Here is a 23,299-nt window from a genome sequence, read left to right as displayed (position 1 = left end):
CGACCGCCGACGGGATGTGAACCTCGGTGTGGTGGGTCCCGGACGGTCACTTCGCCGAGCGCCCCGCCGCGGTCTGCAGTTGTGACCGCGACGCTCACGAACGGCCGGGGTTCTTGTGCGCGGGGGACCTACGAGAACGCGATGAGCGACGCACCCGACACGGCCGCCGAGACCGACGCGACGGGGACGATCACCGTCTACTCCGACTACGTCTGCCCGTTCTGTTACCTGGGCCGGCAGTCGCTCGAAACCTACAACTCCGGGCGCGACGACCCACTGCAGATCGACTGGCGGCCGTTCGACCTCCGGTCGGGCAAGCGCAACCCCGACGGGTCAATCGATCACGACGCCGACGACGGGAAAGACGAAGCGTACTTCGAGCAGGCGAAACAGAACGTCCGGCGCCTTCGCGAGGAGTACGGCGCCGACGAAATGGAACTCGACCTCGCGACGGAGGTGGACTCGCTGCCCGCACAACTCGTCTCCGTCGCCGTCCGCGACGCGTGCGACTACGACGCGTGGCTTGAGTTCGACGAAGCCGTGTTCGAGGCGCTGTGGCACGACGGCCGCGACATCGGCGACGGGGACGTACTGATCGAACTCGCAGAGGACGCCGGCGTCGATCCCGGTATCGTCCGGGACGCCCTCGCTGACGATGGGCGCCGGGCTGCGCTCCGCGAGCAGTTCCGGGATGCCCAATCGGAGGGGGTCACGGGCGTGCCGACGTTCGTCGCAGACGGCTACGCCGCTCGCGGCGCCGTCCCCCCGGAGCAACTCGAGCGACTGGTCGGCGACGAGTAGGTGCCACGGTGGTCGATACCGGAAGCCGGCCCGGCTACTCCTCGTCGAAGGTGTCCCACTCCGTCTCGGTTCCAAGAATGCCCGCGAGCGAAGAGACCATCGACTGAAGTTCGTCGATCTGTCCGTGCTGTCGTTCTACGACGCTCTGGAGGTCGTCGATCTGCCCGCGCTGTTGTTCCACAACGTCCTGAAGCTCGTCAATCTGCCCGCGCTGTTGTTCCACAACGTCCTGAAGCTTGTCGATCTGTGACCGGCTCTCGTCGTGTTCCTGGTTGGTCTCAGAGATGTTCGCGGAGAGCGACTCGATCGCCTCAGAGAGGTGGGTGACGTCCTGCTCGGTCGCCAGTCCGTGTTCCTGCGGGGCGCGCAGCATCTCCCTGTGTGTGACGATCGCGTCGGAGACGCTCGCGCTCCCGTCCGGCAGCGCGATCTGGAGCGGGTTCGCCTCCGGGGTCTCGTCGGCGGACTGATCCTGTTCGGCGTCGGCGGACTGATCCTGTTCGGCGTCGGCGGACTGATCCTGTTCGGCGTCGGCGGACTGATCCTGTTCGGCGTCGGCGGACTGATCCTGTTCGGCGTCGGAGTTCGAATCGGGGGTCTTACTGCTCATACACTCCGTTCTGCGGGGCAGAACTATAAATCACCGTCAGACAATTAACATAAAAATGATACGTCCGGAACGGGCCCCGGTAACTCGGAGGCGTCGGTGGCGACGCGGTCCGCTCGCTACGTGTCGCTCGTCGGAATCCCGAAGCCGAGCGGCAGCGTGTATGCCGCTTTGGATCGACTCACTCGGCCGGTTCGGACCCCGCCTCGGAGTCCCCGCCGTCCGCCGCGACGGCCGCCGGGTCCTCGCCGGTCGGCGTGGCGTGGAGCCACTGGTCGGCCCACGCCTCGATCTCGTCGAACACCGGGCACAGCGAGCGCCCCTTGGGGGTCAGCGAGTAGAACGTCGCGACCGGCGCGTCCTCCTCGAGCCGGCGGTTCACGAACCCCAACTCTTGGAGGTCGTCAAGCACCCGCGAGAGCGTCCGGGAACTGGCGTCGGTGGAGCGTCTGAGCTCGTTGAACCGCTTTTCGCCCCCCTGGAGATCGTGGAGCACAATCAGCCGCCACTGGGAGCCGATCTGTTCCAGCGAGTCGATGACCAGGCAGGGTTCGTCGCCGGTCGGGTGTGAGTCGGGAGGCACGGATGTCACTTGGTGTCGCGTTCGTCCGCGAAGGTACAAACCCTTTCGGTGGTATAGCAGGTAACAGAGCGATACCGGCACTGCGCTCGGAGACAGCACAATGGACACGGATGGACCACACCACGCCACGGCCGCCGCGAGCGACCCACAGGAGAACCGTCGGTTCGACACGAACGGCCTCGGACCGGAGGGCATCACGGGGAGAGTCGGCATCGACGACACGACAACGCACCACAGATGCGATCGAACCCGGGTTGACGAGTCGGACGCCGCGCTCGCGTCCGTTCCCGTGGGGGGTGCGCCGCCGGGGTCGTGCCGGGAGGAACCGGGCGGAACTCCCGGGGTGCTCGCGGAGGGAGAGGTGGCCGGATGAGCCACGCCGACGGTCCCCACAGCGGCCAACCGATCCGGACGGCCGGCACCGATGTCGCGGACGCCGACGCGGCAGTCGTACTGGTCCACGGTCGCGGCGCGCGCGCCGATGGGATGCTCCAGTTCGCCCGGGAGTTCGGACGGGAAGGGCTCCACTACGCAGCGCCGCAGGCCCAGCGCGGCACCTGGTACCCCAACTCGTTTCTCGCCCCGGTCGAGCAGAACCAGCCGCATCTGGACTCGGCGCTCGCGCACGTCGGGCGGGCGGTCGAACACGCCCGCTCCGGCGGGCTCCCGGCCGAGAAGGTGCTCCTCGTGGGGTTCTCTCAGGGGGCGTGTCTGGCCTCGGAGTTCGTGGCGCGCGACCCGCAGCAGTACGCCGGGTTAGTGTTGCTGTCTGGCGGGTTGATCGGCGCGGAGGGGACGGAGTTCGACCACGGCGGCGACGCCGACGGGCTGCCGTTCTTCCTGGGTGTCAGCGACGACGACCCCCACATCCCGGTGTCGCGCGCGGAGGAGACCGTCGCGGTCTTCGAGCGACTCGGCGCCGACGTGCGGTTCGACGAGTACCACGGCCGCGGCCACGGCATCTTCGAGGAGGAGATCGACTACCTCCGGGAGTTGGTCGGGTCGATCGGCGAGTAGTTGCGGACACACCACCACTGCCTTCGGAACCTCTTTGGGTCGTTCGGCCGATGCTACGCGTATGAGTTATGGATCGCTCGACGACGAGACGTTGGAGAAGTACAGGCAGGCCGGCACCGTACTCCGGGGGGTGTTAGACGACGCCGCAGAGCTGATCGAACCCGGCGCGTCCCACCTCGACGTCGCGGAGTTCGCCGAGGAGCGGATCAACAAGGAGGCGGACGGCTGCGCCTTCCCCGCGAACATCAGCATCGACGAGGAAGCGTCCCACGCCACCCCCGCTGCCGACGACGACACCGAGTTCGGCGAGGAGGTCGTCTGTCTCGACTGCGGCGTCCACGTCGACGGCTACATCGCCGACGCCGCGGTGACGGTCGACCTCGCAGGCGAATCGGAACTCGCCGAGGCCGCCGAGGAAGCGCTCGACGCCGCCCTCGACGTGGTCGGTCCGGGTGTTGAGACCGGCGACATCGGTGCCGCAGTTGAGGACGTGATCCGCGGCTACGGTTACACCCCCGTGCTGAACCTCTCGGGCCACGGCGTCGCTCGGTGGGACGCCCACACCGGGCCGACCGTTCCGAACCGCGGCACCGACCGCGGCGTTGAGTTGGAGGTCGGCGACGTGGTCGCGATCGAACCGTTCGCAACCACCGGCCGTGGGAAGGTCTCCGAGGGATCGAAAGAGGAGATCTACAGCCTCGAAGCCGACCGGTCGGTCCGGAACCGCACGGCGAGGCAGGTCCTCGAACAGGTGACCGAAGAGTACCGGACGCTGCCCTTTGCGACCCGGTGGCTCGACTCCCCGCGCGCGGAGATGGCGGTCCGGCGGCTGGAACAGCGGGGCGTCCTCCACGGCTACCCCGTGCTGAAGGAAACCGACGGCGAACTCGTGACCCAGGCCGAACACACCGTGGTGATCACCAGCGACGGGTGTGAGATCCTGACCGCGTGAGTCGGATGGACCAGATCTTCGCACCCTGGCGGATCGAGTGGGTCGAACGCGACCCCGACGCGGACGACATCGACGGCTGTCCGTTCTGCGTGTTGCCCGACCGCGACGCGGATCGGGAGAGCCGAATCGTCGCCCGGAGCGAACACTCCTTTGTCATCCTGAACAACTACCCGTACAATCCCGGCCACGCGATGGTGATTCCACGACGCCACACCGGCGAGTGGAGGACGCTTTCGGCCGCCGAACTCCTGGATCACGCCCGGGTGAAGGTCGCGACGATCGGCGCGCTCCACGACGGCCTCGGCCCCGACGGAATCAACGCCGGCGAGAACCTCGGCGGCGACGCTGCCGGCGGATCAATCGACGATCACGTCCACACCCACCTGGTGCCGCGGTGGCGCGGAGACACGAACTTCATGGCCACGATCGGCGACACCAGCGTGATCGTGGAGGCGCTCGACAACACATACGATCGGTTGCGCGACGCGTTCGCGGCCCACCCGGACGCGGTCGGCGCTCCCGAAAGGGACGACGCCCCCGATCGCGCGGTCGAACTCCGGTTCGAGAACCCCGGCGACTAGCCGTAGCCCACGTTCTCAGACCTCCCTGAGGCGGTCAAGCGGACGGTCGCCCTGCCGGCGGGCGTACGCGTACGACGCCGCCAGGAGAGAACTCCCGAGGACCAGAAACGAGATGGTCCGGGCGACCGGGTCGAGCCCCTGGGTGTCGAACAGGAACGCCTTAGCCGTCGTCACGCCGAACACGGCCACGCCCTGGAGCCGGAACGCGCGCGTTTCGCTCCGGAGGCCGCCCCCAAGGAGCGCTGCGCCGAACGCCGCCCACGCGACCGACAGCCCGAACCCGGACAGTTCGAGCCCGAGCCCGACGACGGTGAGTGTGGTCGCGGCCAGGAGATACGGGACCGCCAGTCCGACGCTGTCGTCCCGCCGCGGAACCGCGAGCGTGTCACCCCGGAACCACCACGCGAGGCCGTAGAACACCGTGATTACGAGGAGAAACGCGGCTGGCCGCCCGGTCGCGGTTGCAAGCGGGTCCGCGAGGGTGAGTCCGGGCAACGCTCCCGCGTCGACGGCGAGGAGTTTGCCGGCGGTCCCGGCCGCAACGAGGTGTGCGCCCCTCCGGGGCGGGTCACCGGCGCCGTACCACGTGGCTGCGACCGCGCCACAGGTGATCGCGAGCAGTCCGACGGTTGCACTGAATGTTCCCGCAGCCACCACCACGCTGACACCGAAGAGCACGACCGCGGCTGTCCCGGCCGCGTCGTCCCGGGCGGTGGACCGGTGACTCGTCGCGGCGTAGACCCCGGCGAGCGCGACCGCGATCACCGCGACGGCGACTCCCTCCACCGGTAGCTCCGGGAGCCACTCACGAGTGGTCCACTCCAGCAGTGGTGCTGCGAACGCCGCGTTGAGGGGTGTCAACGCCTGTTGCAGGCGGTGGGTCCACGCGTCAGTCCGGCTGTTCCGTCCGAGTACGACGCGCCCCGCGATGTAGGTCGCGAAGCCGGCGAGGGTGACACCGGCCACGGCCCCCCACCCCGGATCGAGATCGGCGGCCCACGCGACGACGAGTCCGTACGTCAGGGGGACGCTTGCGGTCACGTGCCGGCCCCACGGCCGGATCCCGGCGATACCCACCAACCCGACGGCGAGCAGGAGTGCATACGCGGGCGTCACAACGAAGCTCCCGGCGTCGAGCCCGAGGTACGCAGTCACATACCCCAGCAGGAACGCCTCGCCGGCCACCAGCGGATCGCTGTCGAACACGGACACGACAACGGTGGCTCCAACGAGGACGGTCAGTGCCAGGAGAACGCCCCACAGCGGCGTCCCGATCGCAGTCCGGTAGGACTCGAACCCGTAGGCCGCATAGACGCTGAAAAAAGCGATCGCGAGCCCGGTGCCGGCGGTGACGCGTCCCCACCGCTTGTATCCACGGTGGCGCGCAGCGTACCGCCCGCCGGCGAGTAGTGCGGTGCCGCCTGCAGCCCCCGCGGCGACCCGGCCGAGCGGGCCGAGGATTCCGGCTTCGATCGCCACCCGGATGAAGAAGACGGCGCCGAACACGAGCGCGACGCTGCCGACACGACCCAGCCACTTGGTTCCGATGTCCCGCTCCCAGTTTCGGTCGTGGTCGGCGGCGGCGGCGGGTGTATCGCCCGCACCGGAACGCGCGTCGACGGAGTCGCTCTCGCCTGGTCTGTGCCCTTCGAACGGCGTTTCGCCGTCCAGCCTCGATTCGAGCCGCCCGACGCGATGCTGGAGGGCGTCGACCTCCGAACGGAGCTTTCGGACCTCCGCTCCGAGGTCGTCGTCGTCGGTCATACCGCGGCCATAGAACCGACTCGGCAAACGTATACCGGTAGGTGAAACCCGAGTGGAAGCCTCCGAAGCCGGCACACCCGCCCCGGTGCAACGGCGGTGTGTGTCCCGCAGCATCGCCTCGGTGGTGACCGGCCACCGCCGGGCTACGCGAACAACTGCCGGGCGTCGTCGACGGCGTCAACCAAGGCGTCGATCTCCTCGCGAGTGTTGTAGATGTAGAACGACGCCCGCGTCGACGCCGGGACGCCGAGTTTGTCGTGCAGCGGCTGGGTGCAGTGGTCGCCCGCGCGGATCGCGACCCCGTGGTCGTTGAGGATGCTGGAGAGGTCGTGGGCGTGGACGCCCGCCAGATTGAACGCGACCAAGCCGCCGCGCTCGTCGCCCGGCGGGCCGTAGACCTCCACGTCGTCGAACCCCGCCAGCCGGTTGTAAGCGTACTCCGCCAAGTGGTCTTCGTGGGCCCGCACGTTCTGCATCCCGATGTCGTCGAGGTAATCGATTGCGGCGTGGAGCGCGATCCCCTGAGCGATCACGGGTGTGCCGGCCTCGAACTTCCACGGGAGGTCCTCCCACGTGGAGTCCTCGTAGGTGACACTTCGGATCATCTCCCCGCCGTAGAGGTAGGGGTCCATCGCCTCAAGGAGGTGTTCTTTCCCGTAGAGCACGCCGATCCCGGTCGGGCCGAGCATCTTGTGTCCCGAAAAGGCGAAGAAGTCGGCGTCGATTGCCTCGACGTCGACTGGCCGGGTCGGCGCCGACTGCGCACCGTCGACGAAGATGTACGCGTCGTGGGCGTGCGCCATCTCCGCCAGCTCCGCAGCGGGCGTGATGGTCCCGAGGACGTTGGAGACGTGGACCACGGACACCATCTCGGTCGAGTCGTCGATCAGCGCCGCGGCGTGGTCCATGTCCAGCCGGCCCTCGTCATCGACGCGGATGAACTCGATGTCGGCGCCCGTTCGCTTGGCGATCTGCTGCCAGGTCACAAGCGAGGCGTGGTGTTCCATCTCGGTCAGGACGACCGTGTCGCCGGGGCCGAGTTCGGCGAGCCCCCACGCGTACGCCACGAGGTTCATGGCCTCGGTGGTGTTCTTGGTGAACACCACCTCCTCGCGGCCCGACGCGCCAATGAACTCCGCGACGCGGTCGTGAGCCGCCTCGTAGGCCACGGAGGCCTCCTGGCTCAGGTGGTGGATTCCGCGGTGGACGTTGGAGTTATACCCGCGGTAGTAGTCGGCTATGCTGTCGACAACCGGCTCCGGGGTGTGGCTGGTGGCGGCGTTGTCGAGGTACACAAGCGGCTGCGTGTCGCCCTCTCCCTCACCAGGCGTCTCGATGTCGCCGCCGACCATCCGGTCCAGGATCGGGAAGTCCTCGCGGATTGCGCCGACGTCGATCGGATACGTTTCCTGCGTTCCCATTACGCTCCGATACGGGCCCCAGGACTAACACGGCTTCGGTCGATCCAGTCCGTCGCGTGCCGACTCCGGGTCCCGAGCCGCGCGAGCCTCACATCCGAACGAGCTGTGCGTGCGGCGTCCCCTCGATCGAGAGAACGCGTGTCTCGTCGACGACCCCGGCGTCGATCGCGACGGCGACGGACGCCTCGCCAACGATGTTGGCGACGCTGGCCCGCGCCAAGCTCTCGACGACCGCGTCGTCGCCCACCGCTTCGGCGTCGTCCCCGCCGTAGAACGCTTCGGTCACGTTCAGGGACACCTCGCCCTCCTCGTAGGTCTCGCCCAGGCACGCCGCGTCGCAGACCGACACGAGCAGCCCCTCGGCGGTCTGCCGCTCGCGGAGGAGCATCCGCGTCACCTCACTGGTCCCGCTGTTCGAGCAGTTCCTGCTCGCGTTCCTGACGGATGTCTTCGGCCCGTGCTGCGACCTCTTCGGCCTGCTCGTCCTCCCCGAGCTCCTCCAAGGCGGCGGCTTTCTCTTCTAACACGTCTGCGGTCTGCATCCCCAGCCGGATCGCGTTGTCGAAGGCGTTGACCGCTTCGTCGTTCAGCCCGCGCTCCCGGAGGAAGAACCCGCGGTTGTACCACGCCTGGGCGAACCGCGGGTCGATCTCGACCGCGCGCTCGGCGTGCCGCAGCGCCGACTCGGTCTCGCCGGCGTTCCACAGTGCGTACGCCAGGTTGGTCTCCGCGGAGGCGGCGTGCTCGGAGTCGTCGTCGATCCGGAGCGCCTCCCGGTAGGCGCCGATCGCGTCGTCCCACTCCTCGAGTTCGGCGTGCGCGGCACCATTGTTCACCCACGCCTCCTGAGCTTCGAGGGAGTCCTCGTCGGCGAACTGCGCGGCGCGCTCGAAGGTGCCGGTGGCCTCCTCGAACCGGTTGATCTGCATGTACGACAGCCCGACGTCCATGAGCTGTTCGACATCGACCTGGTCGGACGCGATGTTCCGCCGGTCGAGTTCGTCGGTGACGACCCGGGTGTCGACGGGGTCGACCGTCGCCGGATCCACCTTCAACTCCGGCGGATCGAGCGTGAACTCCTCGTACTCGGCGTCGAACCCCTGCCCCGAGGAGAACTCGTGGTTGTCGGCGTCGCCGTCTGTCATACCCCGAAGTTGGTCGTCGGAACGGTTAAGGACTGCGTCACTGGAACGTTCGGTGGATTCGGAGTGATACTGTCGGCTATAGTCGCGTGACGTATTTCGACACCCCGGGGTGTCGAAAATCTTCACGTAGTTATAGCCGACAGTATGAGAACCCCGCGTGCGAGTCTTCGTCAGCATCGACCTCCCTGACCACCTCGTCGACGCTGTCGCGGACGCGCAGGACCGCTTTGCCGACGCCGACGGGCTGCGGTTCGTCGACCCCGACGGGCTGCGGTTCGTCGACCCCGACGGGTTGCGGTTCGTCGACCCCGACACCGCTCACCGTACCCTCTTTGTTATCGGGGAGGTCGACCCTGATCGGATCGACGGGAACGGATCAGCCTTGGAACGCGCAGCCGACGACGCCGGCGTGGATCCCTTGGGGATGCGCGTGGGCGGGGTCGGCGTTTTCCCCGCTCTGGAGGACAGCAGCGTGGTCTGGACCGGTGTTCGCAGGGGTCCGTGCCGAAACAACCCGACGCAACGGAGCCGTTGAGCGCGAACTCGAAGCGCCAGTGTTCGAGGGCGACACCCCCGAGGCAATGTACGCCGAACATCACGCTCGCCCGGACGGCCGACGCCCGCGGGAAAGACCTCGTGCAGCGCGTCGTTCAGGTGACCGACCCGGGCCTCGGGGGTCCGGGTCGAGGAGATCAGCAGTCGGGAGCGCGGAGCCCCCGACCTCAGCGAGCAGAGCGAGCAGGCCGGCGAGAAAGCGCGTTCGCACACGAGTGAACTGGCTCCCGTGGTGCGGTTCCAACGCACCCCGTACCCGGGACCGGCGACCGCGGCCGGGGCCGGGGCTGGGGCCGGGGCAATTCCGTCCCCGCGTTGAGGAAAGCGCGAGCACACCGGGAAGCAGCATCAATGCACTCACGTCGACGGCAGGACGCGAAGAGAGAGTCGGGCCGCGCCCACGCACGGGACCGCGGGCGCAGTATCGGTGCGGTACAGCCCCGCCCTCGCGGAGTGACCGGCCGCCGCAGGGCGAGCGGAAGCGAGTGGGGCGGGGAAGTTTCCCCGACGGACACCCTGACGAGCGACGGGCGGGTCTGCGGAACCCTGTGGGCGGTCGAGTTGTGAACGCCCACCGGCACGGACCCGTCGGACACCACAAATATCGAAACTGATAGTGCGGTGCGCGCTTTTTTATCACCTGACTTTTACGATATGTAACAGGTTCGCAAAATGTCCGCATCGGGATCTTGGAAGGAGTACGCCGGGTTGGGCGGTATCTTCGGCACCGGTTTGGGGCTTTTCGGCCTCCATACTGTCCACGCCCTCAGCGCTGACGAGAGCCTCCGGGCGCTCTTCCTCGGACTGTTGATCCCGGCCGGGTTCGCCGTGGGGATCCTGGCGGGCGGCGCCCAACTCCGTCGACTCGATGTCGACGGCGCGCAGTTCCCGCGCGTTGCGGCGTGGTGTGTCGGCGGAGCCGTCGTGTTGTCCCTCGGGGCGGAGCTCACGATCCTCTCCCAGCAGGCCCGCGGCGTAACCGTGAGCGACCAGATGGTCGTCGTGGTCACTGCGGCGTCGGCGGGTGGCTTGGTCGGGCTTATTGTTGGCGTCTACGACACCCGCCAGCGCGCTGCCAGAGCGGAGGCCAACCAGCTGAGCCAGCACCTTACTGTGCTCAACCGTGTGCTCCGGCACGACATCCGCACGAGTGCGAACGTCATCCAGGGCCACGCCGAACTGCTCGCTGACGGGGACACAGCATCGATCAAGCACGCCCGCACCATCGAGCGACAGGCGGCCACCCTCGTCGAACTCGGAGACCACGCCAGAGAGATCGAGCGGCTGTTCTACAAGAGCGACGCGGAACGCGAAGACGTCGATCTCGCCGCGCTCGTCGAAACCTGCTGTAAACAGATCCGCGCGGAGTATTCGGACGCCGATATCGACGTCTCGCTCCCACCGACGCTCCCGGCGGTCGCCCATCCACTCGTCAAGTCCGCGGTTATGAACGTGGTGGAAAACGCCGTCGAACACAACGACGCCGAGGCGCCTCACGTCACCATCGGCTCGACGACTCCCCCGCAGGACGGTGACGAGTTCGTCACCCTCCGCGTGGCGGACAACGGTCCGGGGATTCCGGATAGCGAACTCGCGGCGTTCGACCGGGGCTATGAGACCAACCTGGAACACGCGAGCGGGCTGGGACTGTGGCTCGTCAACTGGATCGTAGTGAAATCCGGCGGTTCGGTCCGGTTCGAGGAGAGCGCATCCGGGGGAACTGTGGTGTGTCTCCGACTGCGACGAGCCCGCGCGGCGTCAACCATATCCACGCCGAGTCCGTCGCTCGCCGCCGAGCAGGCGGCGTGAACCGCCTTCGAGTGGAGACGGCCCCCGGTCCTCCGCGCTGTCACGACAGCCCGGCGTTCAGCAGTCGGGAGCGCGGGGCCCCCGGCCTCGGCGAGCAAAGCGAGCAGGTCGGCAGGGAAGCGCGGGTACTGTTCAGTTAGGAGTGACATCGGGCAGATCGAGAGAGCGAAGACCTCGGAAGCCCCCTCCAGCCCCGCCCTCGCGGAGTGACCGACCGCCGCAGGGCGAGCGGGAGCGAGTGGGGCGGGGTAGGTCACAGTATACAAGCAGAGTGCCCCAGGGGTTGACCCCGAGGCGATTCACGACCGGGAGCCGTCCACGTCGATCGCGTCCACTGGACAGATGTCGACACACAACATGCAGTCGATACACTGGTCCTCGTAGGTGGGTTCGACCTTCCGGTCCGACTCGGGGTGGCCAGGGGTGTCGACCCAGGTGAACACGTCGACCGGGCAGTTCTGTAGGCACGCGCCGTCGGCGACACAGAGGTCGTAGTCGACCGCGACGTGAACGCCGTGGATTCCGAGCTGCTCCGGCGGGTCCACGGGCCCCCACACGTCGACACCGTTCTCCTCGCCGACGCGCTCGCGGTTGTCATCGAAGTTCGGATCGATTCCCATCGTCTACGGGTACTCGGGCGCGGTGGAAAATCCCGTCGGTCGGTGACCCGGACGCCGGTACCCTGGGTGGCGGCCGGCCCCGGGACGAGGAGTCGGAGTCACGAGCGCTGACGCGCCTCTGGAGGGCGTGTCGGCGATGCGGGACCCCGGCGTGACAGCGGACCTCGACTCGGAGAAGATCGGGGTGTGCGCGGAGCCGGGGTCGGGTGGTGGGAACGATCCCGACGTATCAGGCGGTCGCTTCCGCCCGCACCCGGCGGGCGTACTGCGTGAAGTTGTCGAAGAGCCGTTTGGCCCGGCAGGCGGCGTCGTAGTTCTCTGCGGTGATGCCGTTGAGGACCGACCGGATGCGTTCCTCGTCGAGGTCCTTTTGTTTCGTGAGCGTCGTGGCCGTCTCACGGTCGTACTCCGGGTGGAACTGGACGCCCCACGCGCGGCCCCGGCGGAACGCGTGGATCCCGTAGTCGTTCTCCGCCAACAGTTCCGCTCCTGCCGGAAGCTGGGTGACGGCGTCGGAGTGGGACATAAACGCGGTGAGCGTTTCGGGGACCCCCTCGAAGAGGTCGTCGTCCCCGACACGAGTCACCTCGCGGTAGCCGAGTTCGTACTCGCCCATCGACTCAACGCGGCCGTCGAGCGCCGCGGCGAGAACCTGGTGCCCGTAACAGACGCCGAGAATGGGGATCCCCCGGTCGTGGGCGCTCGCGACGTAGTCGACCAGTGGATCGATCCACCCCTCGTCCCAGTAGACCGACGCCCGGGAGCCGGTGATCACCACGCCATCGAACTCGAAGCCGGCCGGGCGGTCGCCCTCGGTCACGTCGAACTCCACGAGCTCCGCGTCGAGTTCCCGCCGGAAGTTCCGACGGGTGTGGGTGTCGCCGTGTGAGGCGTCGAGGAGCGCCACCCGGAGCCGGTCGTCGTGTCGACTCATTACTACCCGAGACGGGGCCGGAGCTCAAATTCCTTGCGACCCTGACAACGGATTGCTGCCGTGGCCCACCGCCCCTCGCCGACTGCCGGTCGAACGCGACGGGCGACGCCCGACCCGCTCGTACTGAGTGCTCTCAGTATGACACCCCCGCGAGGAACCCGAGCAGGTCATCGTTGACCCGACGCGACGCCTCGACGTGGACTAAGTGGCCCGCGTTGGCCACCTCGTGGAACTCCCCGCGGGGGAGGTCCTCCGCCAGCGCGGCGCCGCGTTCGGGGGGCCAGACCGTGTCGTCGCCGCCGTGGACGACCAGCGTCGGTTGGGTGACCTCGTAGAGCCGGTCGGACACGTCGAACCTCGCCACGGCGGCGGCGTGGGCCTCGAACACCGGCCGGGGGGCGTCCTCCTCGGCCCGCCACCCCACCATCCGCTCAACGGCGTCGGGGTGTGCGTCGAGGAACGCATCGGAGAGTCCGGCCGCGACCGACCGTTCGAGTGTATCGGGGTCGCCGGGGTCGCCCCACAGCGGGCCGAGGTCGAGACCGTGGCCGCGCGCGGCGGTCCCGACCAGGGTCAGACTCTCGACTCGAGAGGTCGAAAGCGCGACTTGGAGCGCCACCATCCCGCCGAGTCCCGCCCCGACCAAGTGGGCAGCGTCGGCACCGGCGTCGGCGAGTACTGCTGTGAGATCCGCAGCCAGGGTCTCGACACCGTCGACCGTCGCTCCCCGGTCGGAGCGACCGACTCCCCGGAGGTCCGTCACAATGGCTTCGTACGGGCCAGCGACGGCGGGGTGTTGCCACCCCCACTGCCACGCGCCGTACCCCGCGTCACCAACGAATACGACCGTCTCACCCGTCCCCACGGTCTCGTAGTAGATCTCGGCGCCGTTCGTGACTGTCGGCATACCTCACTCGAGACGTCGGTTCGGGTTATTTCACCCGACTCACGACTGGCGGCGCCGAGCGTTCCAGTCGCCGTTGTGCTCTCCCTCGGGATCGTACTCGACCACGGCGTCGAAGAGTGATTTGAGGAGTTCGATCGAGCGTTCGTCATCGACTACCGGGTCGGCGTAGACCTGCGCCTGGCCGCTGCCCCGGAGCCGCGCCAACAGCACGTGGAGGAACTGATAGACCTCCTGCGTGTCAGCGTACTGGCACAACACCGTTAGGGGGTCGACCACTGCGACCGCGTCATCCCACCGGTTCAGGTACGGCGTGGTCTTCACCCCGATTCCCGTGAGGTTCGAGGGTGTCGAGACGGTTTTCAACTCGACGCTGTCGGGGTCGTCGTCGCCCGCCAGTTCCGGCGTCGTGATCACCGCCGCTGCCGCGGGTTCGGTCCCGAGCACCTCACGCCACTCTTTGTACCACTCCGCCGGGCGGTCGGACAGGCACACACCGACCAACTTGACTGACTCTGGATCGTCGACGAGCGCCCGTCTCCACGCGGTGTCCGCTCGCGCGGCCGACTGCGGGCGCAGGATCAGCACCGACGACGCCCCGTCGATCCGGGAGGCGGTTCGCGATACATCGTCCACACGTTAAATGGACAACAGTTACGAATAAATTTTGTGCTGGTCGCGGCGGTGCCACCCGGTGGACGTAGCGCAAACCACGCGCTCGTGGCCTGTCGGTGCGGAAGCCCGGCTACGCCCGGTGGACCGCCCGCAAGACTTCCGGCGCCGACTCAAGGGCGTCGTCGAGAGTGTCGACGTCGGGGCCACCACCCTGTGCGAAGTCCGGCGGACCGCCGCCCCCGCCGCCGACCGCCGCCGCGAGTCGACCGACGACCTCCCCGGCGTTGATGCCGACGCCGTCGGGGACGCCGACCACGAACTGCGCGCTGCCGCCGGCGCCGGAGCCGAGCACGGCGATGGTTCCGTTATCGACCAACGCGTTCGCGGTTGCGCGGAGTTCGTCGGCGTCGGCGTCGAGTCGGCGCACCGCCGCAGGCGTGCCGTCGATATCAATCGCGTCGTCGGCGCTCGCACGGGCCTCAGCAAGTTCCGTCCGCAGCCGGTCGATGGTCTTGCCGCGCTCCTTCCACTCGGTGAAAAACCGTTCTGCGGTCGCGGGCACGTCCTCGGGGGTCACGTCGAGGACCTCTGCGGCGTCGTAGAGCGCGCCCTCGGTGCGCTGGGTGGCCTCAACGGCAGCGTCGCCCGCGGCGAACGTCAGCCGCTCGACCCCGTCTTGGACCGGCTCCGTCGAGAGCAGCTTGATCGCGCCGATGTCGCCGGTCCGGTGCACGTGGGTGCCGCCGCAGGCTTGGACATCGTCGTCGATGGTGATCGTCCGGATCTGATCTCCCGGCGGAATCCCGCCCTGGTAGAGGTCGAACCCGTGTTCGGCCTCCGCCTCGTTGCGGTCGGGCCACGCCTGCTCCACCGGCGTGTTCTCCATCACGATCTCGTTTGCGACGGCTTCGATCCGCGTCACGTCCTCGCGTTCGAGCCGCTCGTAGTGGGTGATGTCGAGCCGCGCGCTGTCGGTTCCCTTCTGGGCGCCCGCCTGCCGGACGTGCTCGCCGAGGACCTGTCGGGCAGCGAGCCCGACCACGTGAGTCGCGGTGTGGTGGCGCATGAGCCGCCGGCGACGCTCCACGTCGAGTTGGCCGCGAACGAACTCCCCGGTCCCCGGGTCGCCGTCGGTCCGGTGGACGACCACGCCGTCGTGCTTCTGGACGTCGGTCACCCGAACGGTCGCGTCGTCGGTCGCGAGGGTGCCGTGGTCGGCGGGCTGGCCGCCGCCCTCGGGGTAGAACATGGTCTGGTCGAGCACCACGTCGTACGCGCCCTCGTCGCCGTCGCGCTCGAAGACGTCGAGAACCACCGCCTCGAACTCGGTCCGCTCTTGATCGTCGTAGAACAGCTTCTCGGTCTCCGGGAGGTCCGTGAGCCGGTCGTCGTGGCCCTCCGCGGCCGCCGTTGCGTCCGCGCCGGCGTGTCTGTCGGCGACCAGCGAGTAGAAGTCGTCGGGAACGGTGGCTGTTGCCCCATACTCCCCGGCGATGTCTTCGACCATCCCGGGTTGGATACCGTGGGAGTCGTACAGTTCGATGAGTTCGTCGACCGGGATGGGGTCGTTACGATCGGCGTACTCCGCGGCCAGCGTTTCGACTTTGCGGCGGCCGCGCTCGAGCGTCTCGCGGTATTTTCGCTCTTCGGTCCGGACGATGTCGCGGATGGTGTCGCGGTTGTCGTACCCCAGCCGCTCGGCCTGCATGTCCACGAGTTCGTCGAGCGGGGCGTCGACGCCGATATCGTCGACGAGGCGTTTGGTCCGCCGGAGCACCATCCGCGCGAGGTATCCGGTGCCGACGTTCGAGGGGACGATCTCGTCGCCGAACATGTACGCGAGCGTCCGACAGTGATCCGCGATGGCGTAGATCGTCTCGAGCGGCTCGAGGAGTTCGGTGAGTTCGTCGGCGTCGACGTCGAGTTGGTCGGCGACCTCCGCCCGGGCCGCAGTCAGGTCGTCGACCTCGTCGATGTCGAGGTATCCGGAGAGTTTCGCCGCCCGGTGGACGAGGTCTTCCTCCTCCTCGCTCAGGGTGACCCCGGCGTTGTCTTTGAGAAACTCGATGGCGTCGGGGTAGATCGCCTCGTAGACGGTGGCGGTGCCCTGAGAGACCCACGTCCAGCGTTCGAGGCCGTACCCGGTGTCGACGACGTAGGTGTCCATCGGCGAGTACCGGTTGCCGTCTTTCATTTCGTAGTTGCCCTCCGGATCCTGCTCCATCGACATGAAGACGAGTGTCGCGAGTTCGGCGCCGCGGTAGAGCACCTCGAAGGCGGGGCCGGCGTTGCCGCCGCCGACCCACGGGTCCTCAATGTAGGTGATTTCCTCCAGGTCGGCGCCCATGTGCTCGAGGAACTGATCGCAGAGCTCAACGGTCTGGTCCTTCCAGTAGACTTCCCCCTCGTAGGCGTACTCGTTGTCGGCATCCTCGCGGGTGTTGAACGCGTGGTGGGCCATCATCTCGAACGCCATCGTGTGCCGACCGGTCTTGCCCACGTTGTCGATGTCCTGCATCCGGATGCAGGGTTGAGAGATAGTCAGCGGGTTGGCCGGTGGCGGGCTCCGCCCGGAGGTGACAAGCGGTTGGAAATCGTAGACCGACGCCTGGGTGAGCAACACGTCGTCGCGCCACCGGTTGGCGGCGACGGGGTACGGCTGGATCCGCTCGTGGTCGTTGGCCTCGAAAAACGAGAGGAACGCCTCGCGCATCTCCGCTAAGGTGTACGCCTCGTCGAAGCCGGGATTGTCGATGAAGGAGTAGTCGTCGGCGGGCGGCTCGCCGCACGTCTCGCGGTCGGGGTCGCGCGTCCAGAAGTGGACGTCGGTCACCGGACACTGTTTCCGGTGGAACCCCTCCTCCTCAAAGTAGTCGAGTCGGTACTCCGCTTCGAGCTCACTCATTGCCCGTGAGTTGGCCAGTGGCCGGGTAAAACAGTTCCGGGACCGGGGTCGATACGATTTACATTTCGATGAAACTGTCTTGAGCGGATCAGTCGGGACCTCGGAAGCCCCCGCGTTCTCGCTGGCTGCGACTCGCTGCGGTCCTCGGCGCTCGCTTCGTTCGCGCCTGCGGTCCTTGCGTCGTCTCGCTCAGCGAGAACGCGGCCCCTTCCAGTCCCACCCGGTAGGTTTTCGCTCAGCCATCGCTCCCCCGAACACTGGCAGTCGACGCCACGGATTCCGCGAACGGCCGCGAGCCGACCTACTCCTCGGCCGCCAGCGACGCCAGAAGCGCCTCCAACTGGACCCGCTCGTTGGCGCCCGCGGTGATCCGGTAGTCGGCCTCGCCGATCCGCTCCATCAGCCGGATGGTGGTCCGGTCGTCGAGGTCGAAGTCCCACGCCGACCGGTGGAGTTGGTCGATGATGTCGCCCCCGGCCATCCCGGTGTCGACGAGCAGCGTCTCCAACTGCGATCGCGCGGCCGCGAAGTCGCCGTCGATCGCGGCCTCGACCATCTCCTCGATGTCCTCGGGGCGGGCGGTGGAGGTGATCAGATACACCGCCTCCTCGTCGACGACCTCCCCGGTCGTGGCCGCGGCCTGGAGGGCGTTGATCGCGCGGCGCATGTCGCCGCTTGCGGCGTAGACGAGGGCGTCGAGACCGTCTTCGGTCACCTCGATCCCCTCCGCGTCGGCGATCTCCTCGACCTGCGCCGCGATCGCGTCGTCGCCGAGCGGGGAGAACCGGAACACCGCACACCGCGACTGGATCGGGTCGATGATCTTCGAGGAGTAGTTACACGACAAGATAAAGCGGGTGTTGTCCGCGAACTGCTCCATCGTGCGGCGGAGTGCTGCCTGTGCGTCATCCGTGAGGGAGTCCGCCTCATCGAGGAATATCACCCGGTGGTCGTACCCGCCGAACGACGACCGCGCGAAGTTCTTGATCCGGTCGCGCACCACGTCGATCCCGCGCTCGTCGGAGGCGTTGAGTTCGAGGAAGTTGTTCTGCCAGTCGTCGCCGTAGACCGCACGGGCGATGGCAGTGGCCGAGGTCGTGTTGTGCATCACGGTAGGGTTCGTCCCGGCGACGTAGTTCCGCGAGGACGGGACCGTGAGATCGTAGACGCGCCGCGGCTCCTTGATCGTCTCGACGCTCGTCACCTCGTCGTAGTACAGATCAGCGTCCGCAACGCGGGAGATCGAATCGAGACGTTCGATCACGTCGAGCGAGAGCATCCCGTCGGCCAGTTCGCGCAGCCGGTCGGCGACGGTCTCGAACCTGACGAGCCCATCGAGTTCCTGACCGTCCGCCGTCAGGAGTTGGTTCACGTCGGTGCCGCGTAGGTCTGTCCCCTCGGCGACGCGCTCGTACGAGACCCCTAGTGCGTCGACACACGCGGAGAGTTCCTGGTTGAGGCGTCCGATATTCGCGGTTTGGCCTGCATCTGAAGCTGTCGTGTCGCGTTCCTCTCCATCGAGTTCGGAAAGTAACGTCGTCACCCGCGACACGTACGGGGTCCGACGACCGTCGGCGTACTCCAGCAGCCGATCGCTACGGACGCCGGTCGACTCGGATACGTCGCGTCGGGACGTTATCGGCTCTAACTGTTCTCTGGCGCGAACCCACTCGGCCGGGGCCGCAGTGGCGCTTTTCAGCTCCGACGAGAGCTGTTCGATCGCCGCGAGCGTCTCCTGTGCCGCCTCGATACGGTCCGTCGCTGCCGCAACGACGTCTGCGAGCTCCGATTCGTGAGCCTTCCGCCCGGGACTGTCCGGATCGAGCGTGTCCGACAGCAGCGACTGGGTAGGGAGGTTCAGTTCCGCGCACAGTTGCCGAGCGGCACGCTGCCGGGGGATCGTGTCGTGGTTGGGATTGGCTTCTTTCCGAGCGTGTGTCTCGACCCGACGCCGTTTCCGCTCGATACTGAACCCGATCTCGTCGGCGAACTGCCGGAGGTTCCGAGCGCCGGACACGTACAACACGTGGTACTCACGCTCGATGCCCGAACCGTTCGTCGCCGACTTCTGGACCGTCTGCCGACGGCTCGGGATCCCGAACGTCGAGAGGAGATAGGAGAGAAGTGTGATATGATCTCCGTTCTTTTGTGTCAGTTCGATGATCCCGTTGTCGGAGACGTGCGCCTCCCCATCGAACATCGCTCGAACGAATGCGGCGCGGCTTTCGTCGTCGCCGGACACGAGCGTCGATCCGATCCCCTGATCGCCGCTCGCGCTCCGGAAGACATCGAACGACTCCCGGAGCAGATGCGTGAGCGTCTGCGACCGGACCGCGACGTAGGGTACATCCTTCTGTGTCCCGCGTTTCGGTTCGAGACCGAACAGCGATCGGGCCGCTTCGGCGAACGCGTCGCAGAGGTCGTTGTCGGTGTTGTAGAACTTGATCCGTCCCCCATCGATGCGTGCTTCCGCGACAGCGAGGCCGACGAACCGGGCCAGTTCGGGCGTCAGTCGCCACGGCGGCGTGACGGGTCGTGATTCTCTACCGACCGAATTGACGTACTGGATCGACTCGACGCCGGCTTCGAGCGCTTCCGTGTCGGGCTCCAGTGCTCGGAGTCTGTCGGGAGAGATGGTCGTACTCGGCTGTCCGAGCTCCGATGCGAACTCCTCGGTGAGACGAATCCGGATGCGTTCGTCGTCGACGTTTTCGAGCCAATTTAGCCGTACATCGGACTGCGCCGTCGATTCCGATTCGGCACGAACGCGGGGCGTCGGAACGCGCCGTGGTCGTGCGATCCGATCCCCATCGCCGACGGAATCCGCCTCCTTCCACGTGAGCCCGTCCTTCGTGAGAACGAGGAGCTTGTGCTCCGGCGTGACCTCCATCGTCTCTCCGTCACGTGTCTCGATTCGCCGGAGCTCAGACGCCTCTTTTCCGAACACGTGGGACGGCTCCACGTACTCGAACTCGTTTGCGTCGGTGAGTGATAGTACCTCTACTCCGTCGTCGGGCGTGCCGAACCCGTCGACGTCGCCGACTACCGATTCGACACGCTCGATCCCACGGTTCGTGAGGACGGGTGTGTCTCCGGTGACGCACTTCCCGGTACCCGCCGGCCCCGCAAAGAGCAGGTGGGGCAGGTCGTCGCGTTCGACGTACGACTGGAGGCGAGCGACGATGTCCTCCTGGCCGTGGATGTCCTCGAAACGCTCCGGGCGGTACTTCTCGATCCAGATCTCCCGCCCTGCCGCGGCGTCCGCTGGCGCGTCGGCCTCGCTCATACGGGAAGGACGGATCCGGCGGGTCATAAACCACCCGCGTTGCGTCCGGCAGGCATCGACGACGGTTACGGTCGGCCGCCACCGACACCGAGCGAAACCGGGAAACCCCGGTAGCGTCCACACGAGAGTATGCGCGTGACCGTCGAAGTCGTCGGCGAGGAGACCCGGAACGTCGACGTCGCCGCGGACGCGACGTACGCCGACCTCGCGCGGGCGGTCGGCTACTCGCCCCACGAGGTGTCTGTGATGGTCGACGGAAGCCCCGTGCCCGAGGACCAACCCGTCGACGCCGGCCGCGTGCGGGTGCTCCGATTGATCAAGGGAGGGTCCTCGGGCGCAACTCTCGGCCCCCCGTCGTGACCCACACCGTCCGCGAGGCGACCGACGGCGACGCCGACAGCGTGGTCCGGCTGCTCGACGCCGCGATGCTGGAGTTCGACCGCGGGCGAGCCCGGGGCCGGGTCACAGACGGTGACGTGCTCGTGGCGGTCGTCCGCGGGCACAGCCGTGAGGAGCGTCGGGCGTCCACCGACGGCGACACCGCGGGGCGCGACGAGCGCGTGGTCGGCGCTTGCGTTCTCAGCGATCCGAGAGCGGGCCCACCCGAGGTCGAACAGATCGCCGTCCATCGGTCGCGTCGGGGGCGGGGGGTCGGCGCGTCGCTGGTGGAGACAGCCGCGGCACGGACCGACGGTCCGCTCGTCGCGCGGTTCCGCGAGAGCGTCCGGCCGTTCTACGAGTCGCTGGGGTTTGCGATCGACGCGCCGGAGAGCGTGGGGGAGGACGACCCGGAGGATTCGGACCGCGACCGCCTCCGTGGCGTCCTCAGATGAGCGGCGCGACCAGATCCCGGCCCGCGTCGAGCAGCGCATCGGCCCGCTCGCGGCTCCCGGCCTCGGCGTAGACGCGCATCTTGGGCTCGGTGCCCGACGGCCGGACCAAGAGCCACGACCCGTCCGAGAGCAGGAGTTTGAACCCGTCGAGCGTCACCACGTCGGCAACCTCGCGGTCGGCGACGTCCTCGGGAAGTGTCGCTTCAAGCTCGTCGATGACGCGGCGCTTCTCGCTGTCGGGGCACTCAAGGCTGATCTTGTCGGCGACGATGTCGCCGTGCTCGCCGATGAGGCGGTCCACGCGGGCGCCGATGGGCTCCGCGGCGGTCGCGGCCGCGCCGAGCAGTCCCACCAAGACGCCGTCTTTCTCACGGACGTGGCCGCGGATCGAGAACCCGCCGGACTCCTCTCCGCCGATGAGGGCGTCACTGTCCGCCATCGCCTCCGCGACCCACTTGAACCCGACCGCGGTCTCGACGGTTTCGTGGCCGTGGGCGTCGGCGATCCGGTCGATCAGAAAGGTCGTCGAGACCGTCCGGACTGCCGGCCCCGAATCCGATTCGAGCAGGTAGTCGTACGCCGCGGCGTAGAACAGGTTCTCATCGAGGTGCCCGCGGCCCGGCGTGACAAACGCGACGCGGTCGGCGTCGCCGTCGTTTGCGACCCCCAGATCCGCGTTGTGGGCCTTGACCGCGTCGACCAGGGGGGCGAGGTTCTCCGCGCTGGGCTCCGGCGGCGTGCCGCCGAACTCGGGGTCGCGGCCGTCGCGGATGCTCACCACATCCGCACCCGCAGACCGGAGGAGGTCGTCGGTGACGCCCCGCCCCGACCCGTGCATCGCGTCGTAGACGACCGTGACCCCCGAAAGGTCGGCGTCGACCAACTCGCGAGCGCGCTCGGCGTGGGGCGTCACCACGTCGACGGTCTTGACCGAGCCGTGTTCGGCGGGTGGAAGCAGAGTCGGCTCGGCGAGGCGGGTCGCGATCGCGTCGGTGACCTCGGGGAGCGCGGGGGCGCCGTCGGCAGGAATGAACTTCACGCCGTTGTACTCCGGGGGGTTGTGCGACGCCGTGATCATCAGCGCGCCGGAGAGTCCGCGGTCAACGACCGCGTGCGCGACGAGGGGAGTCGGGCAGTCCCGCTCCGGGAGGAGGACATCGAAGCCGTTGCCCGAGAGTACGTCGGCAAGCGACTCCGCGAACCCCTCGGAGGTCTCTCTGGCGTCGTAGCCGACGATCACGGGGTCGTCCCGACCCGCGTCTGCGAGGGAGTCCGCGACAGCCTGCCCGACGATCCGCACCCGCTCGTCGGTGAACGTATCGAGGGTTGCGCGCCACCCGTCCGTGCCGAAAGAGATCGCGTTCATACCACCCGCCTCGCCGCCACCGGGCAAAAAGGTGCGGCAGCGCGTCTGGTCAACTGTCGGTCCCGCCAGCGAGCGAGCGCCGGTATCGGGTGTCTCACGCCGTGGGTTTATATACGATTCCGCGGCCACCGCTCCCGTGACCTGAGAGCGACCCCGCGTCGGGCAGCGATTGCTCGGCACGTCGACGCGGGCAACAGGTGTGCCGACTGTTCGTTATCTTCGGATGCGACACCCGGGCCGACCGGTCGCTGTCGCCGACGCGCGGCGGCTCTCCCTTGCCGCCCGCGGCGGGTCGCCGTCCGCAACGCGCCACCCGGCCCGTTCATCCCCAGCCGACCAACCGCTTCTTCGCGGCGCGCGACAGCTGCTTGACCTCGTACTCGCGGGACATCGCCGCCGACTTGGTGTCGAACGTCTCGACGTGGATCACCTCGACCGGCGTCCGACCCCGGGTGTACTTCGCGCCGTCGCCCGCGTTGTGCTCCGCGACGCGCCGCTCGACGTCCGTCGTGTAGCCGGTGTACAGCGAGTCGTCCGCACACTCCAGGACGTAGACGTAGTGGTCGGCGCTGGCGTCGAAATCGGCGGCTTCCACCGTTAC

General features: G+C 67.8%; 23 protein-coding genes. 9 read left to right on the top strand and 14 right to left on the bottom strand.

Annotated elements, in window-relative coordinates; all coding sequences use genetic code 11:
- Positions 1-141 precede the first annotated feature (141 nt).
- A complete protein-coding gene (locus tag IEX72_RS07300; RefSeq protein WP_188786714.1) occupies positions 142-801 on the top strand; it encodes a DsbA family oxidoreductase in 660 nt (219 codons plus the stop codon).
- A gap of 34 nt (positions 802-835) precedes the next feature.
- Here the strand turns inward: IEX72_RS07300 and IEX72_RS07295 are convergent, their stop codons facing one another.
- Positions 836-1,411 (bottom strand): hypothetical protein, encoded by a 576-nt coding sequence (locus IEX72_RS07295; protein ID WP_188786713.1) that lies wholly within the window; start codon positions 1,409-1,411, stop codon positions 836-838.
- A gap of 178 nt (positions 1,412-1,589) precedes the next feature.
- A complete protein-coding gene (locus IEX72_RS07290; RefSeq protein ID WP_229663780.1) occupies positions 1,590-1,991 on the bottom strand; it encodes a winged helix-turn-helix transcriptional regulator in 402 nt (133 codons plus the stop codon).
- 100 nt (positions 1,992-2,091) lie between these two features.
- On the opposite strand from IEX72_RS07290, the gene IEX72_RS07285 reads away from it, so the two are divergent.
- The 4 genes from IEX72_RS07285 (at position 2,092) to IEX72_RS07270 (ending at position 4,541) form a co-directional block, all read left to right on the top strand.
- A complete protein-coding gene (locus tag IEX72_RS07285) occupies positions 2,092-2,364 on the top strand; it encodes a VOC family protein (RefSeq protein WP_188786711.1) in 273 nt (90 codons plus the stop codon).
- Positions 2,361-3,008, top strand: a complete 648-nt coding sequence (locus tag IEX72_RS07280) for an alpha/beta hydrolase (RefSeq protein WP_188786710.1) — start codon at positions 2,361-2,363, stop codon at positions 3,006-3,008. Before IEX72_RS07285 ends, IEX72_RS07280 begins: the two co-directional genes overlap by 4 nt.
- 61 nt (positions 3,009-3,069) lie before the next feature.
- A complete protein-coding gene (map, locus tag IEX72_RS07275; RefSeq protein ID WP_188786709.1) occupies positions 3,070-3,960 on the top strand; it encodes a type II methionyl aminopeptidase in 891 nt (296 codons plus the stop codon).
- Between the two features lie 5 nt (positions 3,961-3,965).
- Positions 3,966-4,541, top strand: a complete 576-nt coding sequence (locus tag IEX72_RS07270) for an HIT family protein (protein WP_188786708.1) — start codon at positions 3,966-3,968, stop codon at positions 4,539-4,541.
- Between the two features lie 15 nt (positions 4,542-4,556).
- Here the strand turns inward: IEX72_RS07270 and IEX72_RS07265 are convergent, their stop codons facing one another.
- The 4 genes from IEX72_RS07265 to IEX72_RS07250 form a co-directional block, all read right to left on the bottom strand.
- The gene (locus tag IEX72_RS07265; protein ID WP_188786707.1) at positions 4,557-6,305 is read right to left on the bottom strand and encodes a DUF2339 domain-containing protein; all 1,749 of its coding nucleotides are present in this window, start codon (positions 6,303-6,305) and stop codon (positions 4,557-4,559) included.
- Between the two features lie 143 nt (positions 6,306-6,448).
- On the bottom strand, positions 6,449-7,726 hold the full coding sequence (gene sufS / locus IEX72_RS07260) for a bifunctional cysteine desulfurase/selenocysteine lyase SufS (RefSeq protein WP_188786706.1): 1,278 nt from the start codon (positions 7,724-7,726) through the stop codon (positions 6,449-6,451).
- A gap of 88 nt (positions 7,727-7,814) precedes the next feature.
- Positions 7,815-8,114: a DUF424 domain-containing protein gene (locus IEX72_RS07255; RefSeq protein WP_188786705.1), complete on the bottom strand. Its 300-nt coding sequence runs from the start codon at positions 8,112-8,114 to the stop codon at positions 7,815-7,817.
- A 10-nt stretch (positions 8,115-8,124) separates the two neighbouring features.
- Positions 8,125-8,871, bottom strand: coding sequence for a tetratricopeptide repeat protein (locus tag IEX72_RS07250; RefSeq protein WP_188786704.1), 747 nt, complete (start codon positions 8,869-8,871; stop codon positions 8,125-8,127).
- Between the two features lie 157 nt (positions 8,872-9,028).
- On the opposite strand from IEX72_RS07250, the gene IEX72_RS07245 reads away from it, so the two are divergent.
- Both IEX72_RS07245 and IEX72_RS07240 read left to right on the top strand, forming a co-directional pair.
- The gene (locus IEX72_RS07245; protein WP_188786703.1) at positions 9,029-9,406 is read left to right on the top strand and encodes a 2'-5' RNA ligase family protein; all 378 of its coding nucleotides are present in this window, start codon (positions 9,029-9,031) and stop codon (positions 9,404-9,406) included.
- 692 nt (positions 9,407-10,098) lie between these two features.
- On the top strand, positions 10,099-11,235 hold the full coding sequence (locus tag IEX72_RS07240; protein WP_188786702.1) for a sensor histidine kinase: 1,137 nt from the start codon (positions 10,099-10,101) through the stop codon (positions 11,233-11,235).
- A gap of 299 nt (positions 11,236-11,534) precedes the next feature.
- Here the strand turns inward: IEX72_RS07240 and IEX72_RS07235 are convergent, their stop codons facing one another.
- From IEX72_RS07235 to IEX72_RS07210, 6 genes are all read right to left on the bottom strand, one after another.
- Positions 11,535-11,855 (bottom strand): 4Fe-4S dicluster domain-containing protein, encoded by a 321-nt coding sequence (locus tag IEX72_RS07235; protein WP_188786701.1) that lies wholly within the window; start codon positions 11,853-11,855, stop codon positions 11,535-11,537.
- Positions 11,856-12,084: 229 nt separating this feature from the next.
- On the bottom strand, positions 12,085-12,789 hold the full coding sequence (locus tag IEX72_RS07230; protein WP_188786700.1) for a type 1 glutamine amidotransferase: 705 nt from the start codon (positions 12,787-12,789) through the stop codon (positions 12,085-12,087).
- 133 nt (positions 12,790-12,922) lie between these two features.
- Positions 12,923-13,696, bottom strand: a complete 774-nt coding sequence (locus IEX72_RS07225) for an alpha/beta fold hydrolase (RefSeq protein WP_188786699.1) — start codon at positions 13,694-13,696, stop codon at positions 12,923-12,925.
- A gap of 39 nt (positions 13,697-13,735) precedes the next feature.
- Entirely contained in the window at positions 13,736-14,329 is a 594-nt protein-coding gene (locus IEX72_RS07220; protein WP_188786698.1) for a DUF7504 family protein, read from the bottom strand.
- Between the two features lie 109 nt (positions 14,330-14,438).
- Positions 14,439-17,213, bottom strand: a complete 2,775-nt coding sequence (gene alaS / locus IEX72_RS07215) for an alanine--tRNA ligase (protein WP_188786697.1) — start codon at positions 17,211-17,213, stop codon at positions 14,439-14,441.
- A gap of 301 nt (positions 17,214-17,514) precedes the next feature.
- Entirely contained in the window at positions 17,515-20,499 is a 2,985-nt protein-coding gene (locus tag IEX72_RS07210; RefSeq protein WP_229663775.1) for a replication factor C small subunit, read from the bottom strand.
- Positions 20,500-20,628: 129 nt separating this feature from the next.
- On the opposite strand from IEX72_RS07210, the gene samp2 reads away from it, so the two are divergent.
- Positions 20,629-20,859 (top strand): ubiquitin-like small modifier protein SAMP2, encoded by a 231-nt coding sequence (gene samp2 / locus IEX72_RS07205; RefSeq protein WP_188786696.1) that lies wholly within the window; start codon positions 20,629-20,631, stop codon positions 20,857-20,859.
- Complete coding sequence (locus tag IEX72_RS07200; protein WP_229663774.1) at positions 20,856-21,332, top strand: GNAT family N-acetyltransferase; 477 nt, start codon at positions 20,856-20,858, stop codon at positions 21,330-21,332. The genes samp2 and IEX72_RS07200 overlap by 4 nt, the downstream gene beginning before the upstream one ends.
- Here IEX72_RS07200 and IEX72_RS07195 read toward each other — a convergent pair.
- Together IEX72_RS07195 and IEX72_RS07190 are read right to left on the bottom strand one after the other, a co-directional pair.
- A complete protein-coding gene (locus IEX72_RS07195; protein ID WP_188786695.1) occupies positions 21,325-22,698 on the bottom strand; it encodes a phosphoglucomutase/phosphomannomutase family protein in 1,374 nt (457 codons plus the stop codon). The two genes, IEX72_RS07200 and IEX72_RS07195, sit on opposite strands and share 8 nt — an antisense overlap.
- Before the next feature lie 322 nt (positions 22,699-23,020).
- The gene (locus tag IEX72_RS07190) at positions 23,021-23,293 is read right to left on the bottom strand and encodes a GIY-YIG nuclease family protein (protein ID WP_188786694.1); all 273 of its coding nucleotides are present in this window, start codon (positions 23,291-23,293) and stop codon (positions 23,021-23,023) included.
- Positions 23,294-23,299: the final 6 nt, after the last annotated feature.

The organism is Halobellus salinus, from assembly GCF_014646875.1.
GTDB lineage: Archaea > Halobacteriota > Halobacteria > Halobacteriales > Haloferacaceae > Haloquadratum > Haloquadratum salinum.
The sequence above is the reverse complement of the archived record's forward strand: the minus strand, read 5'-3'. Positions and strand labels throughout refer to the sequence as shown.

Bases quoted from the DNA above. Each gene is read 5' to 3' on its own strand.
- IEX72_RS07300 (WP_188786714.1), top strand. From the start codon at position 142: ATGAGCGACGCACCCGACACGGCCGCCGAGACCGACGCGACGGGGACG.
- sufS (WP_188786706.1), bottom strand. From the start codon at position 7,726: ATGGGAACGCAGGAAACGTATCCGATCGACGTCGGCGCAATCCGCGAG.
- samp2 (WP_188786696.1), top strand. From the start codon at position 20,629: ATGCGCGTGACCGTCGAAGTCGTCGGCGAGGAGACCCGGAACGTCGAC.
- IEX72_RS07195 (WP_188786695.1), bottom strand. From the start codon at position 22,698: ATGAACGCGATCTCTTTCGGCACGGACGGGTGGCGCGCAACCCTCGAT.
- IEX72_RS07270 (WP_188786708.1), top strand. From the start codon at position 3,966: ATGGACCAGATCTTCGCACCCTGGCGGATCGAGTGGGTCGAACGCGAC.
- IEX72_RS07235 (WP_188786701.1), bottom strand. From the start codon at position 11,855: ATGGGAATCGATCCGAACTTCGATGACAACCGCGAGCGCGTCGGCGAG.
- alaS (WP_188786697.1), bottom strand. From the start codon at position 17,213: ATGAGTGAGCTCGAAGCGGAGTACCGACTCGACTACTTTGAGGAGGAG.
- map (WP_188786709.1), top strand. From the start codon at position 3,070: ATGAGTTATGGATCGCTCGACGACGAGACGTTGGAGAAGTACAGGCAG.
- IEX72_RS07265 (WP_188786707.1), bottom strand. From the start codon at position 6,305: ATGACCGACGACGACGACCTCGGAGCGGAGGTCCGAAAGCTCCGTTCG.
- IEX72_RS07210 (WP_229663775.1), bottom strand. From the start codon at position 20,499: ATGAGCGAGGCCGACGCGCCAGCGGACGCCGCGGCAGGGCGGGAGATC.
- IEX72_RS07230 (WP_188786700.1), bottom strand. From the start codon at position 12,789: ATGAGTCGACACGACGACCGGCTCCGGGTGGCGCTCCTCGACGCCTCA.
- IEX72_RS07250 (WP_188786704.1), bottom strand. From the start codon at position 8,871: ATGACAGACGGCGACGCCGACAACCACGAGTTCTCCTCGGGGCAGGGG.
- IEX72_RS07280 (WP_188786710.1), top strand. From the start codon at position 2,361: ATGAGCCACGCCGACGGTCCCCACAGCGGCCAACCGATCCGGACGGCC.
- IEX72_RS07255 (WP_188786705.1), bottom strand. From the start codon at position 8,114: ATGCTCCTCCGCGAGCGGCAGACCGCCGAGGGGCTGCTCGTGTCGGTC.
- IEX72_RS07240 (WP_188786702.1), top strand. From the start codon at position 10,099: ATGTCCGCATCGGGATCTTGGAAGGAGTACGCCGGGTTGGGCGGTATC.
- IEX72_RS07295 (WP_188786713.1), bottom strand. From the start codon at position 1,411: ATGAGCAGTAAGACCCCCGATTCGAACTCCGACGCCGAACAGGATCAG.
- IEX72_RS07225 (WP_188786699.1), bottom strand. From the start codon at position 13,696: ATGCCGACAGTCACGAACGGCGCCGAGATCTACTACGAGACCGTGGGG.
- IEX72_RS07285 (WP_188786711.1), top strand. From the start codon at position 2,092: ATGGACACGGATGGACCACACCACGCCACGGCCGCCGCGAGCGACCCA.